The 13,682-nt window shown below is 37.5% G+C and carries 14 protein-coding genes; 13 read left to right on the top strand and 1 reads right to left on the bottom strand.

Annotated elements, in window-relative coordinates; translation table 11 throughout:
• Window positions 1-24: 24 nt before the first annotated feature.
• The 4 genes from IE080_RS10785 (at window position 25) to IE080_RS10770 (ending at window position 3,297) form a co-directional block, all read left to right on the top strand.
• Window positions 25-1,272: an aspartyl protease family protein gene (locus IE080_RS10785; RefSeq protein WP_189581997.1), complete on the top strand. Its 1,248-nt coding sequence runs from the start codon at window positions 25-27 to the stop codon at window positions 1,270-1,272.
• A 179-nt stretch (window positions 1,273-1,451) separates the two neighbouring features.
• Window positions 1,452-2,042 (top strand): LemA family protein, encoded by a 591-nt coding sequence (locus IE080_RS10780; RefSeq protein ID WP_189581994.1) that lies wholly within the window; start codon window positions 1,452-1,454, stop codon window positions 2,040-2,042.
• A 9-nt stretch (window positions 2,043-2,051) separates the two neighbouring features.
• Complete coding sequence (locus IE080_RS10775) at window positions 2,052-2,486, top strand: TPM domain-containing protein (protein ID WP_189581991.1); 435 nt, start codon at window positions 2,052-2,054, stop codon at window positions 2,484-2,486.
• A 7-nt stretch (window positions 2,487-2,493) separates the two neighbouring features.
• On the top strand, window positions 2,494-3,297 hold the full coding sequence (locus IE080_RS10770) for a TPM domain-containing protein (RefSeq protein ID WP_229800597.1): 804 nt from the start codon (window positions 2,494-2,496) through the stop codon (window positions 3,295-3,297).
• Here the strand turns inward: IE080_RS10770 and IE080_RS10765 are convergent, their stop codons facing one another.
• A complete protein-coding gene (locus tag IE080_RS10765) occupies window positions 3,298-3,990 on the bottom strand; it encodes a ComF family protein (RefSeq protein ID WP_189581988.1) in 693 nt (230 codons plus the stop codon).
• Window positions 3,991-4,069: 79 nt separating this feature from the next.
• Between IE080_RS10765 and IE080_RS10760 the strand changes: the two genes are divergently transcribed.
• From IE080_RS10760 to IE080_RS10720, 9 genes are all read left to right on the top strand, one after another.
• Window positions 4,070-4,420 carry a carboxymuconolactone decarboxylase family protein gene (locus IE080_RS10760; RefSeq protein WP_189581985.1) on the top strand — a complete coding sequence of 117 codons (351 nt, stop codon included), beginning with the start codon at window positions 4,070-4,072 and terminating at the stop codon, window positions 4,418-4,420.
• Window positions 4,421-4,422: 2 nt separating this feature from the next.
• Window positions 4,423-4,785 carry a hypothetical protein gene (locus IE080_RS10755; protein WP_189581982.1) on the top strand — a complete coding sequence of 121 codons (363 nt, stop codon included), beginning with the start codon at window positions 4,423-4,425 and terminating at the stop codon, window positions 4,783-4,785.
• Between the two features lie 27 nt (window positions 4,786-4,812).
• Window positions 4,813-5,574, top strand: coding sequence for an exodeoxyribonuclease III (locus tag IE080_RS10750; protein ID WP_189581979.1), 762 nt, complete (start codon window positions 4,813-4,815; stop codon window positions 5,572-5,574).
• Window positions 5,575-5,609: 35 nt separating this feature from the next.
• On the top strand, window positions 5,610-6,008 hold the full coding sequence (locus IE080_RS10745) for an ATP-binding protein (protein WP_189581976.1): 399 nt from the start codon (window positions 5,610-5,612) through the stop codon (window positions 6,006-6,008).
• Between the two features lie 4 nt (window positions 6,009-6,012).
• The gene (gene ybeY, locus IE080_RS10740; protein WP_189581973.1) at window positions 6,013-6,444 is read left to right on the top strand and encodes an rRNA maturation RNase YbeY; all 432 of its coding nucleotides are present in this window, start codon (window positions 6,013-6,015) and stop codon (window positions 6,442-6,444) included.
• A gap of 68 nt (window positions 6,445-6,512) precedes the next feature.
• Window positions 6,513-8,378, top strand: a complete 1,866-nt coding sequence (gene mnmG / locus IE080_RS10735; RefSeq protein ID WP_189581970.1) for a tRNA uridine-5-carboxymethylaminomethyl(34) synthesis enzyme MnmG — start codon at window positions 6,513-6,515, stop codon at window positions 8,376-8,378.
• Window positions 8,378-9,268 carry a class I SAM-dependent methyltransferase gene (locus tag IE080_RS10730; protein ID WP_189581967.1) on the top strand — a complete coding sequence of 297 codons (891 nt, stop codon included), beginning with the start codon at window positions 8,378-8,380 and terminating at the stop codon, window positions 9,266-9,268. The genes mnmG and IE080_RS10730 overlap by 1 nt, the downstream gene beginning before the upstream one ends.
• Window positions 9,265-10,974, top strand: a complete 1,710-nt coding sequence (locus IE080_RS10725) for an Ig-like domain-containing domain (protein ID WP_189581964.1) — start codon at window positions 9,265-9,267, stop codon at window positions 10,972-10,974. The genes IE080_RS10730 and IE080_RS10725 overlap by 4 nt, the downstream gene beginning before the upstream one ends.
• Window positions 10,975-11,583: 609 nt before the next feature.
• Window positions 11,584-13,341 carry an AMP-dependent synthetase/ligase gene (locus IE080_RS10720; RefSeq protein ID WP_189581961.1) on the top strand — a complete coding sequence of 586 codons (1,758 nt, stop codon included), beginning with the start codon at window positions 11,584-11,586 and terminating at the stop codon, window positions 13,339-13,341.
• The last annotated feature ends 341 nt before the right edge of the window (window positions 13,342-13,682 follow it).

Here is a 13,682-nt window from a genome sequence, read left to right as displayed (position 1 = left end):
TAACCAGTTTGTCACCTCTTTCACATGAATATTCGAATCCTTGGTTCTATAATTTTCTTTTTGATCCACATTGGTGCAAAAGGACAGGTCCCCGGATTCTTTATGAAAAAGGAAGCAAAAAAAGTAGAGCTTCCGTTTATTTCGTCTGGAAATCTTATAATCATTCCTATTTCGATTAATGGTTCTGAGCCAATTAACTTTTTATTGGATACTGGTGTAAAAACCAACATCCTATTCAGTAAAAGTATTGGTGATGCAATCGGGCTTTTTTATACTAGGAAGTTGGAATTAGTAGGGGCAGATGGAAAAGCTGTACTGACCGCATCTGTATCACCAAATAATCCTATGGATTTAGGGCCTTTAGAAGGAGTTCTGCAAACATTACTAGTACTTGAAGAAGATTTTTTTGAGCTAGAAGCAGTTTTAGGGATTCCGGTTTATGGAGTTATCGGCTATGAATTTTTCAAATACAATCCAGTGAAAATTGATTATGATCGATCATTAATTACTTTTTATGAGTCAAATAGAGTGCGTTGGAGACCTTTGGGCTATAAAAAGCTGGATATCACCATGGATAATTCCAAACCTTATATCCGTGGAAAAGTGAAGCAATTCTTTGGAGAAGAAGTAGATGCAAAACTATTAGTTGATTTGGGTGCCAATCATGGGCTATTACTCAATTTAGAAACATCTAAAGAGCTTCAAATGCCTCCTAGGTATTTAGAAAGCGAATTAGGTAGATCTCTTGGTGGAGATTTGGTGGGCTATGTTGGAAGAGTAAAATCACTAAAATTATCAAATATTCGTTTCACTGATATATTAACTTCATATCCAGAAGAAACAGAGTTTAGTTATGTTATCAAAGAAAGTGGAAGGAATGGTAGTATTGGTTCTGAAATATGGGGACGAACTCGTATAATCATAGATTATAGAAGAGATCGCATTTTATTTAAAAGAGGTAATTCATTCGGCAATCCTTTTGAGTTTGATATGAGTGGGATTTCAGCCAAAATGCTTTCGCTTGAAGCAAAGCGTTTTTTTATAACAAATGTACGATATGGATCCTCAAGTTATATGGCAGGAGTTAAGGCTGGTGATGAAATAGTAAGTATTAATAGGATACCTGTAGATTTTTGGGAACTCTCAGATTTGATTAAATTATTCCGATCAGAAGAAGGAAGAGATATATCTTTAGACCTTTTAAGGTACGATTCAGAAAAAAAAGAGCTTATTGACGTAAAAGTTAATTTTAAACTAAAAAGACAAATTTGAATGCTATATTTATTTCTCTTGAATAATTTTTTTGTTAATTCGTATATTTGAACTGAGGAAAGATTCAATAATTTCCAACAGAATAAAATTTTAAAAAGCTACATGCATTACCATTTAAATCAAAAATTACTTTAATCCGTATCAAATAACAAAATCTACCCTAAATTAAAGCACATTTTATGAAAAAAGCACTTATTCCTATTGTAGTCATTGCCATCTTGGGTCTGTTTTTATACACAAAGGCCGTTGGGGTGTACAATATGTTTGTTCAAAATGAAGAGACTGTAAATGGCACATGGGCGGAAGTCGAAACGCAATACCAACGAAGAGCGGATTTGATTCCAAATTTGGTGAATACGGTAAAAGGCTATGCAGATTTCGAACAGGAAACCTTAACTGGAGTAATTGAGGCTAGAGCCAAAGCAACAGGAATTACCTTACAAGCAGATGACTTAAGTCCAGAAAAAATCGCCCAATTTCAACAAGCACAAGACCAATTGAGTGGTGCATTAAGCCGTTTGTTAGTGAGCGTAGAGCGCTATCCGGATTTAAAAGCTAATCAAAATTTCCTAGAGCTTCAAGCTCAGCTGGAAGGAACTGAAAACAGAATAGCAGTTGCGAGAAGAAACTTTAACCAAAATGTACAAACGTACAATACTACCCTCCGAACATTTCCTAACAACATGTTTGCTGGATGGTACGGTTTTGAGCGTAAAGGCTTTTTTGAAGCATCTGAAGGAGCACAAAATGCACCTACAGTTCAATTTTAAGTAATCAACATGCCAAAGAGTTTATTTTCAGAAGAGGACAGAGGATTGATTGTCGGTAGCATACAGGCCGCAGAACAGTTGACTTCGGGTGAGATTCAGGTACACATCGAAAATAATTGTACCGATGCTGTCATGGACCGTGCCGCAGAAGTTTTTGAGCTGCTAAAAATGCATCAAACCCGGCAACGAAATGCTGTCCTTTTCTACTTAGCTGTAGAAGACCACAAATTTGCAGTCTTGGGAGACTGTGGCATCAATGCTGTAGTTCCTCCCAATTTCTGGGAAAGAATCAAAGAATTGATGATCGCCGAATTCAAACAAGGCAACTTCACCCAAGGCTTGGTAGCAGGCATTCAACAATGTGGCGAACAACTCCAAGCGCATTTTCCATTTGACAAAGAAACCGACACCAATGAATTGTCTGATGACATTTCATTTGGATAAATCTCCCATGCAGCGATACCTACTCACACTATTTCTCACCTATTTACTCAACTTTACTAGCTGGGCTCAAGGAGATTTTCCGCCTGTTCCCAATCCTCCTAAATTGGTAAATGATTTCAGTAATACACTGAATACAAATGAGTTGAATAGACTAGAGCAAAAACTTATTGCTTACAACGATAGCACTTCATCCGAAGTAAGTATTATCCTAATAAAATCCGTAGGACCATACGATATCAGTGATTATGCCTTCCAATTGGGAGATAAATGGGGAATCGGTCGCAAGGATAAAGACAACGGTATCTTGATATTAGCAGCGATGGATGACCGGAAAGTCTTTATCGCTACCGGGTATGGGATGGAAGGAGTAGTTCCCGATATTTTGGCTAAACGAATCGTGGAACAGTTGATTGTACCCAACTTCCGAATGGAACAATACTATGTGGGTTTGGATAAAGCCACAGATATGATTTTTAAGTTGGCAAGTGGGGAATACAAAGCGGATAAAGTTGCCTCCGGAGCTAATGATGGAGGAGCAATTATCTTTTTCTTGTTTTTGTTCTTACTGATCTTCATCATTGCTTCCAAAAACAAAAAAGATAACAACAACCACATGGGAGGCAGAGGAGGAAACATTGATTTGTTTACCACGATCATGTTGGCCAATATGCTAAAAGGTGGCAATAAAGGTAAATTTGGAGACTTTTCTTCGGGAAGAGGTTCCTTTGGAGGAGGCTTTGGAGGTGGTGGTTCGTTCGGTGGCTTTGGAGGAGGTTCCTTTGGTGGCGGAGGTGCTGGAGGAAGCTGGTAATTAAGCCATCTTTCCTGCCGCTATGACAGCCAAGTCCACAGAAGCAGCTCCATTTTGCAATAGGGTATTCGCACAAGCCACTAAGGTAGCTCCCGTGGTCATGACATCGTCTACCATTAAAATGCGTCTGTTTTCTATGGAGTCCACGACCTGAAAGACATTTTCTACGTTATCCAATCGTTGCATGCGGGATTTTTTGGTTTGGGTTTCGGTGTTGACCGATCGAATCAAGGAGTTTTTCAAAGGAATTTGTAAACTTTCGGATAGGCCCTTAGCAAACTGCTCGCTTTGATTGTAGCCCCTTCTTCTCAACTTATGGGCATGCAAGGGTACAGGTGTAATTTGATCCCAAGTTCCAGCAAAGGCATGGTTCATAAGCAACTGCCCGTAAAGTTTACCCAAGGCATGCCCAATCTCGGGCTTATTTTTATATTTCAACTGATGCAATAAGTGCTGACTCATTCCTTTTTTGGTAAACCTCAAAAAGGACATCACGCGATAGACAGGCATTAAACCGGTCACTTTTACTACCAAATCATTATTTTGTGGACGGAGGTGATAATCGGTAATGGGTAGAGCTGCTTCACATAACTTACAGAGTACTTGTTCAAATTCAAAGAGGCTTCTGCTACAACCTGCACAGGTTCTAGGAAAGACCAAAGACAAAAAATCTTCCAGGATGTTGAAACGCATTCTCAAAAAGGCTTGTTAGAACTGATTGACAGCAAAATACCTGTTATATTTGTCACAGATAATTGATACCTAAAAATTAATGAATTTAATAGAAGAATTCAACAGCTACAGAGCCCAAATGAATGAGAAAATTATGGACTCTGACAATAAAGTGATCAAGCGTTTTTTCAACCTTGATACCAATACCTATGCTGAAGGTGCCTTGGACGTCAAAACCAAGGAAATGATTGGTTTGGCTTGTTCTATGGTATTACGCTGCGATGACTGTATCAAGTATCACCTGGGAAAATGCCACGAAGTAGGATTAACCAAAACTGAGATTTTCGAAGTATTTTCTATTGCAACTCTCATCGGTGGTTCGATTGTCATTCCACATTTGAGAAGGGCCGTTGAATATTGGGAATTGTTGGAACAAGAAGGAGGTAAATAAGCATGTTGAAAAGAGACCTGGAGCTTGAAAAAAGATGGAGTAAGCTGTTGATGGGTTTGGAAGAGCTGATAGGCAAAAAACCAAAAGACCTCAATGGTGTTTTATTCCTGATTGGTGTACAGGAATTAGGGCAGGGAAATAAAACCTTTTCCAAAGAAGAAAAGCAGGATCTGATGCATATTGCAATCTGCAAAGTTCTAAGCTTAGCGGGTTTTTATGAGTTGGACTACATCGATCAAGAAGGTTGGCCCCATTGGAAATTGCTCAAAAAACTTCCTCACTTTGATATTTTGGAACAAGAGAAGCTGTTGAAAATACAGGTATTGGAATACTTCGAACAAGAATTCCAGATTGAAATCAAATAAAATTAGTCAATCATAGCACTTTCAGCAATGAAAATCGTATCCTACAATGTCAATGGTATTCGTGCAGCACTCAATAAAGGTTTTGCAGACTGGTTAACGTCTGTGAATCCTGATATTATTGGCTTGCAGGAAATCAAGGCAGAAATCCATCAATTTGACCGCAGCATATTCGAAGATATGGGCTATGAGCTCATTTGGTATCCCGCAGTCAAAAAAGGATATTCTGGAGTGGCGATCTTAACGAAGATCAAACCAACATCTGTAGTGTATGGAATGGATATGGGAGTATATGATGATGAGGGTAGGATGGTACGGGCGGATTTCGAAGATTTCTCTTTTATTTCAGCTTATTTTCCATCAGGCACTACCGGAGATGCGCGTCAAGACTTTAAATACAAGTTTTTAGATGACATCTACGGATATACGCAGGATTTAAAGAAAAATATTCCTAATTTGATCATCAGTGGGGATTACAACATTTGTCATAAGGCAATTGATATCCATAATCCTATCTCCAACAAGAATTCATCAGGCTTTTTGCCGGAAGAACGCGCTTGGATAGACAAGTTTACAAAGAATGGTTTTATTGATACTTTCCGAAGCTTCAATGAAGAACCACATCAGTACACTTGGTGGAGTTATCGAGCTAATTCAAGGTCTAAAAACCTCGGATGGAGAATTGATTACCACATGGCCACAGCTGGTGCAATGGAACGAGTAAAGGGTGCAAGTATTCTTGCAGATGCTCATCATTCGGATCATTGTCCTATCATGATAGAGTTAGAATAGGAAAAAATTATCTAAGTAAAATTAATTTAAGCTTGATGAAATCTATTAAAATTTCAATCCCTTCTCTGATCGACAATATTAAGATCGTAGAAAGTTTCATTGATAATGCACGTGAACAGTTTCCAATAGATGAAGATATCTATGGTAACATCATGATTTCCGTAACCGAATGCGTTACCAATGCAATTCTACATGGCAATCAGAAAAACAAGGATAAAACTGTGGATTTGGAACTTCAATTTGATGAAGAGCAAGTCACCTTTATTATCAAGGATCAGGGTCCGGGATTTGACTATGAACATCTAGAAGATCCTACATCACCGGAAAATCTTGAAAAATCAGGAGGTAGAGGAATCTATATCATCAAGCATTTATGCGATGAAGTAAAGTTTGAAGATCAAGGAAGTAAAGCACTCTTAACATTTTACATGTAAAGTAATGGCAGTTAACTTTTTTGAAGAAAGCATCCGTTTTAGCCTGAAACCTAAAACCGTTTACAAAAAATGGTTAAAGGAAATTGCTTTGGCTCATGGAAAAAAGATAGGGGAGTTAAATTATATCTTTTGTTCGGATGAATACCTGTACAACATCAATGTAGAATACCTCAATCATCATACGTATACAGATATCATTACCTTTGATAACTCCGAAGAGGAAAAACTGATAGAAGGGGATATTTTCATCAGCATTGACAGAGTTAAAGAAAATGCAGCCAAGTTGAGTACTTCGTTTGAAAGCGAACTTCAACGAGTCATAAGCCACGGCTTACTGCACTTACTGGGGTACAAAGATAAAAAAGAAGAAGAAAAGCAATTGATGCGAACCATGGAAGAGAAATCCATTGCTCAATTTCAGACATGTTCCACGTGAAACAGTGGAGCACATATAATTGAAAATAACAAACTGTTCCACGTGGAACACCAAACAAAATAGACACTATGTTTCCACAATATGATGTGATTGTAGTTGGAGCAGGGCATGCAGGTTGTGAAGCTGCACATGCCGCTGCAAAGATGGGAGCAAAGGTACTTCTCTGTACCATGAATATGAATACTATTGCACAGATGTCCTGTAACCCTGCTATGGGGGGAGTTGCCAAAGGACAAATTGTGCGAGAGATTGATGCCTTAGGGGGGATGTCAGGAATCATTTCTGACAAATCCATGATTCAATTCAGAATGTTGAATCGATCCAAGGGTCCCGCTATGTGGTCCCCACGTACGCAAAATGACCGCATGAGATTTGCAGAAGAATGGAGATTAGCATTAGAGCAAACTCCAAATGTAGATTTCTGGCAGGAAATGATTGCTGGTTTAGTGGTTAAAGATGGAAGAGTTACCGGTGTTCGCACAGGTATTGGAATCGAAATCGAAGGTAAATCTGTCGTTCTTACGAATGGAACATTTCTAAATGGGTTGATCCATATCGGTGAAAAACAATTTGGAGGTGGTAGGACAGGAGAGTCAGCAGCTAAAGGAATCACAGAACAATTGGTTCAACTAGGCTTCGAAGCTGGACGCATGAAAACAGGTACTCCTCCGCGTGTAGACGGAAGAAGCTTGGATTACTCCGAAATGGAAATTCAATATGGAGACGAAAACCCGGAAAAGTTCTCCTATTCAGATGAAACAAAACCACTCACACATCAACACAACTGCTGGATAACCTATACCAATAAAACCGTACACGAAACATTAGAGACTGGATTTGATCGTTCTCCTATGTTTAATGGACGTATCCAAGGTTTGGGACCACGCTATTGTCCTTCAATCGAAGATAAAATCAATCGCTTTGCAGAAAGGGAAAGACATCAAATATTTGTAGAACCTGAAGGTTGGAATACTGTAGAAATCTATGTGAATGGATTCTCTACGTCCCTACCTGAAGATGTTCAGTACAAAGCAATCAGACAAATACCTGGATTTGAAAATGCAAAAATGTTCAGACCAGGATACGCTATTGAATACGATTTCTTCCCACCTACTCAATTGAGACTAACATTAGAAACACAACTGATAGAAAATCTCTACTTTGCTGGTCAGATCAATGGTACCACAGGTTATGAAGAAGCTGCATCCCAAGGACTAATTGCGGGTATCAATGCAGCCCTAAAGGTAAAAGAGGAGGAACCATTTATTCTCAAAAGATCAGATGCCTACATTGGTGTATTAATTGATGACTTAATAAATAAAGGTACTGAAGAACCTTATCGAATGTTTACGTCAAGAGCTGAATTTAGATTGCTTTTGAGACAGGATAATGCTGATTTACGATTGACCGAACATGGATACAAGATCGGTCTAGCAGATGAGGTACGTTATCAAAAAATGCTTCATAAAAAATCAGAGACTGCTAAACTCATCAATGATCTCCAACAAAAAAGAGTTGCTCCGGATGATGTAAATATGGCCTTAGAAACTGTAGGTTCGGCTACTATCAAGGAGAAAATCACAGCAGAAAAATTATTGAAACGTCCGCAAATCGGTATGGAGGAATTAAAAAGCTTGCATGAAGATTTGAAGAGCTACCTCAATAAATATCCAAAAGAGATACTGGAACAAGCAGAAGTACAAATAAAGTACGATAGCTATATAGAAAAGGAACAGCAAATGGTGGACAAATTGAATAATATGGAAAACTTCCGTATTCCACTGCAATTTGACTACATGAAGATTCCAGCCTTATCTGCTGAAGGCAAACAAAAATTACATAAAATCAAACCAGAAACATTGGGTCAGGCTTCTCGTATTTCGGGAGTATCACCAGCTGATCTTTCCATATTGACCGTTTACTTAGGTAGATAATGAGTTTAGAACGATTAAATAAATGCCCGCTTTGTAAGAGTGGGCTTTTTCTTAATCATAAAGAAATAAAAGACCATAGCATTACCCAAGAATCTTTTATCCTTTGTGAATGTGCCTCCTGCAAATTGGTATTCACCAATCCAAGACCATCAAAGAAGGATATAAATACCTACTATCAATCTGATGCCTATATTTCCCATCAAGATAAAATAACTGGTTTTACTGACCTTCTCTATAAATTGGTCAGAACTTACACTATCTATAAAAAGGTTCAATTACTCCATTACCTCAAACCAAGTAAAGGACAGCTACTGGATATTGGATGTGGTACTGGTTATTTAATGCAAGCAGCTAAGAAAAAAAGTTGGCAAGTAGAGGGTATGGAACCAGGGAAAACTGCTAGAAAACTTGCTAAAAAGAAAGGCTTGACTGTCCATAAAAGTATGGATGATTTAGAAAATAAAAGTTTTGATTGCATCACATTATTTCATGTATTAGAACATATACATGACTTACGAAAAAGCAGCAAAGCTATTCTTAAATTATTGAAACAAGATGGATACCTTATTATAGGAGTCCCTAATAGAGATTCATGGGATGCAAGATACTATGAAAGCAATTGGGCTGCTTGGGATGTACCGAGACATTTGTATCATTTCAATCAGGGAAGCTTTCAAAGATTCCTTGATGAATTTAAACTGGAGTTAGTTGAAAAAAAACCAATGATATTTGATAGCTATTACGTGTCCATGCTATCTGAAAAGATCAAAGGAACCTCAGGAATCCCAGCTCTATTCAATGGAATGATCAATGGTTTCAAATCCAATCAATGGGCAAAAAAGAATGGTGGTAATTATTCAAGCATTTTATTCATTTTAAAGAAAAAATGAGATTCATAGTATCAATTTTATCAATTTTATTGTTTTTAGCAGTTTTATCCTGTGCAAAACAAAGTACACCTATGGGTGGTCCAAAAGATGAGGAGCCACCTATCTTACTTTCTATGAATCCAGAAAATGAAAGTAGAAATGTCAGTCCAAGCATTATTGAATTGGTATTTAATGAATTTATTGCACTTGACAATCCAAATAAAAATATCCTCATAACTCCAAGGATCGATAAAGATGAAATGGAGGTAATCGCTAATAAAAGAACAGTAACCATCAAACTCAATCAAGATCTGGAAGAGAATACAACTTATGTGTTCAACTTTCAGAAATCAATTCAGGATATTACAGAAAAGAATACACCAGAAAACCTCAAACTTGTCTTCTCAACCGGACCCGATATTGACAGCTTAAGATTCAGCGGAAATGTCCGATATATTTTCCCACAAAAAGAAAGGAACATCAAGGATGTCTTGGTAGGACTCTATGAGGTTGGTGACACAACTAATGTATTGACAGCACCTCCTTATTACACCATACAAACAGACAGCGCTGGTAATTTTAGATTCAGCAATCTAAAGGGTGGCAAGTACTTTACTTATGCATGGTTTGATGGTAACAATACACTAAAAGCAGAGGATAAAACAGAACCCTATGGATTTATCCTGGATACGCTAGTCTTGGACAAGGATATATCAGGAGCACAACTATACTTAAGTTTGGCAGACCTATCCGAATTAAAGATAAACCGAGCTTCATCCACAGGATCAAATTTCGATGTAGTACTTAGTAAAAATCCAGCTGAATTAACCGTAGAACATCCCGATTTGAATCAAGAGCTCTATTATCGATTAAATGAAAAGAACATACGATTTTATTCTAAAAAGCATGTAAACGATAGTACAGCCATCCGACTAACCGTAAAGGATTCCGTTGGATTTTCAATTGATACTACATTTTACGCAAAATTTGTAGAAAGTGATCGAGCAAAAGAAAAACTAGAAGTTACCACGAGTAATAAACCTTTTATTCGAAGAATTCACGGAGAATTTAATTTCAACAAACCTTTACTACATGTAAAGTTTGATTCATTGTATCTAGCGTATGATTCAGCATCTGTAATTCCTATAGATCAAAGTATGCTGACATTCCAAGATAGTTTGACTAGAAGAAAGTTAATCGTTTCTTATACACCTGTAGATACCATGCAGATAGAAAGTTTTCGATTAATTGCTAAAGATTCTACTTTTTTTGACATCGATGGGATGACCAATGACAAAGAACTTACCATCAACTTTAGAAAAGTTAAGGCTGATGTGCTAGCCGACGGATTTACAATCACAGTGAAGACAGAAGAATTACCCATTATTCTACAGATTTTAAGTACAAGAGGAGAGGTCATACATGAACGCTATTTGGAAGAAACTAATAAAACAACCTTTACTGAAATAGAAGCAGGTACTTACCAAATCAGAGCTATCATAGACAGGAACAAAAATAGACGTTGGGATACCTCTAATTATCTGGAAAGGAGACAAGCCGAACCAGTTTATTACATGAAGTCCACAGATCCAGAAAAACCATTGGACATTTTAATTAAAGCGGGATGGGAACTTGATTTACCAATAGAACCAATAAAAGAGGTTGGCTTAGGTAAAGAAACAAAGACCGAAGAGAAGGAAGAAGAAACATCGGAAGAAGGGCAATAGGAGTGTAGAATGTAAAATTTAGAATGAGGAATGAGAATCAAGAAACAAGACTTGATTCCTCTAGACCGAAAATTTCGAGTGAATTCCGTGTTAACCACTGTAACAAAATCTAAAATCTACCTTCTAAAATCATAAATTCATGTAGACAAGTATCCAAATAACTGTGGATAATTATTGACTAACATGAGGACAAGTAAGGAATTTTCCCCACAATAAATTCAAGAAATAAAAACAAAGGATTGAGCAGGGGATAACAGCTGAATGATACACAGTAATCCACAATTACACACACAGAAACTTGTAGACATTTATCACAATTCTTTTACACACATTAAAAAAGCTTTAAACAACGATCATCTTATTAATCAACATCTTAAATAAATTAGCTAGGTGGATAAACGGTGGATAAGAAAGGGAAAAAGTATAGCAAGCGTGTGAAGAAATAAAATCGATTTTTTTGTCCACAAATCCACAGCATAATAGAGACAATAAAAACTTTTTAAAAAATTAAACTGATTTTAATACTAGAATGTGGGTAAAGTATTTGCTCCTCAGTTGCAATCATAAAAGCTTTTATTTATTTTCAACGGCTATTAAACCCAATGAACCATGCAAATTAACAGACTATTTGACTTAATACCCCATCAGATTGCTACGTACGACAAGGAGGTTGCCCTCGCCCAAAAGTTAAGCGGGCAATGGGTTACCTATTCTTCCAGGAAACTCAAAGAAATTGTCGATAACTTGAGTTTGGCCTTTTTGGCTACCGGCATTGATAAAGATGACAAAGTAGCGATCATTTCTAATAACAGACCTGAATGGAATTTTATTGATTTGGCTTTACAGCAAATTGGCGCTATTTCAGTACCTATGTATCCTACCATATCTGCGGATGATTATAAATACATTTTTGAACATGCGGGTGTAAAAAAGGCTTTTGTAGGAGATGCTGAAATCTATGGAAAGGCTATGGAAGGTTCTAAAGGAATGGATATCCAAATCGTCTCATTCGATAAAATAGATGGATGTGACTATTGGGAAGATTTCATGGCTAAAGGTGAATCAGGAGATGTTGCCTTGCTGGATGAAAAGAAGGAAAAGGTCAACATGTCCGATCTGTTTACCATTATCTATACTTCCGGTACCACAGGTCGACCAAAAGGGGTGATGTTGACACATGGCAATGTAATTCATAATTTATTTGCCGTAGAAGATAGAATTGTAGCAGATAAAGGAATTAGCAAAGCGTTAAGTTTTCTGCCTCTCTGCCATATTTATGAGCGTACTGGTTCTTTTTGTTTTATGTATATGGGTATTTCTATCTACTATGCAGAAAGTATGGAAACCATTGGAGATAACCTAAAAGAAATACAGCCGCATATTTTCAATACGGTTCCACGATTGTTGGAAAAAGTATATGATAAAATTGTGTCTAAAGGCTATGAATTAACAGGAGTTAAAAAGTCCTTGTTCTTTTGGGCCTTGAATTTGGGTTTGAAATATGAACCTACCAAGGATCAGGGCTTCTGGTATAACTTCCAATTAAAATTGGCTAACAAAATCATCTTCAGTAAATGGAGAGAAGCCTTGGGTGGGAATATTATGCAAATCAATTCAGGTGCATCAGCACTACAGGCTAGATTAGCAAGAGTATTTTGGTCCGCACAGATTCCTGTATGTGAAGGTTACGGATTAACGGAGACATCTCCTGTGGTGTCAGCATCAGTCTGTAATCATCAAGATATCCGCATAGGAATGGTAGGTAAGATTGTGAAGGAGGTAGAAGTGAAAATTGCTGAAGATGGGGAAGTATTGGTGAAAGGTCCGAATGTGATGCAGGGTTACTACAAACAACCGGATTTAACCGCAGAAGTAATTGATGCAGATGGTTGGTTCCATACCGGTGATATTGGGGAGCTCCATGAGAAGCATTACCTGAAAATCACGGACCGTAAGAAGGAGATGTTTAAAACATCCGGAGGTAAGTACATCGCTCCGCAACCAATGGAAAATAAATTCAAAGAATCGCCATTAATTGAGCAAATTATCGTGGTGGGAGAAAATAAGAATTATCCAGCTGCTTTGATTGTACCTAGTTTGACTGGTTTAGCTGATTGGTGTAAGCATAAGGATATTCCTTATACTACCGATGCAGAGATGTTGGCCAAGCCGGAAATCATTGAAAAATTCCAAAAAGAGATGGATAATCTCAATAAGTATTTTGGTAAGTGGGAGCAGGTGAAGCGATTCAAAGTATTAAATACCCAATGGGGTATCGAAACAGGTGAACTGACTCCAACAATGAAGCTAAAGAGAAAAGTAGTTCACACGAAGTTTGCGAAGGAAATAGAAGAGCTATATTCCTGATATTTTTTTGCAGAAGACTCAGAATCCATTGAAAATAGGACAAAAAAACCTTTGAGGTCTTTCAGATCTCGAAGGTTTGGTTTTCCACAATGACACGAATGGTCACGAAAGTTTATGTTTTTAAGGTTGGATAGTAACCTATAAGCATAGGAAATTTTTCAAGTTAATGCTAAGTTCTCGCAACGATCGCAACGGTAAAGCGCAACGAACGCAAAGTTGGATTCACTTCAGATTGAAAGTAGATTGTTCTAGGGGATTGCAAATACCTTTTTATCACCATACCGAGATTGCAAATCTCGGACAGCCAACTATTTTTCTGTGCTTTCTACGTTTTCTGCGAG

Origin of the sequence: Mongoliitalea lutea, from assembly GCF_014652135.1 — a bacterium.
Lineage (GTDB): Bacteria > Bacteroidota > Bacteroidia > Cytophagales > Cyclobacteriaceae > Mongoliitalea > Mongoliitalea lutea.
The sequence above is the reverse complement of the archived record's forward strand: the minus strand, read 5'-3'. Positions and strand labels throughout refer to the sequence as shown.

Coding starts and splice junctions, on each gene's coding strand:
- IE080_RS10750 (WP_189581979.1), top strand. CDS start 4,813: ATGAAAATCGTATCCTACAATGTCAATGGTATTCGTGCAGCACTCAAT.
- IE080_RS10780 (WP_189581994.1), top strand. CDS start 1,452: ATGAAAAAAGCACTTATTCCTATTGTAGTCATTGCCATCTTGGGTCTG.
- IE080_RS10760 (WP_189581985.1), top strand. CDS start 4,070: ATGAATTTAATAGAAGAATTCAACAGCTACAGAGCCCAAATGAATGAG.
- IE080_RS10765 (WP_189581988.1), bottom strand. CDS start 3,990: ATGCGTTTCAACATCCTGGAAGATTTTTTGTCTTTGGTCTTTCCTAGA.
- IE080_RS10730 (WP_189581967.1), top strand. CDS start 8,378: ATGAGTTTAGAACGATTAAATAAATGCCCGCTTTGTAAGAGTGGGCTT.
- IE080_RS10775 (WP_189581991.1), top strand. CDS start 2,052: ATGCCAAAGAGTTTATTTTCAGAAGAGGACAGAGGATTGATTGTCGGT.
- IE080_RS10745 (WP_189581976.1), top strand. CDS start 5,610: ATGAAATCTATTAAAATTTCAATCCCTTCTCTGATCGACAATATTAAG.
- IE080_RS10725 (WP_189581964.1), top strand. CDS start 9,265: ATGAGATTCATAGTATCAATTTTATCAATTTTATTGTTTTTAGCAGTT.
- IE080_RS10785 (WP_189581997.1), top strand. CDS start 25: ATGAATATTCGAATCCTTGGTTCTATAATTTTCTTTTTGATCCACATT.
- ybeY (WP_189581973.1), top strand. CDS start 6,013: ATGGCAGTTAACTTTTTTGAAGAAAGCATCCGTTTTAGCCTGAAACCT.
- IE080_RS10770 (WP_229800597.1), top strand. CDS start 2,494: ATGCAGCGATACCTACTCACACTATTTCTCACCTATTTACTCAACTTT.
- IE080_RS10755 (WP_189581982.1), top strand. CDS start 4,423: ATGTTGAAAAGAGACCTGGAGCTTGAAAAAAGATGGAGTAAGCTGTTG.
- IE080_RS10720 (WP_189581961.1), top strand. CDS start 11,584: ATGCAAATTAACAGACTATTTGACTTAATACCCCATCAGATTGCTACG.
- mnmG (WP_189581970.1), top strand. CDS start 6,513: ATGTTTCCACAATATGATGTGATTGTAGTTGGAGCAGGGCATGCAGGT.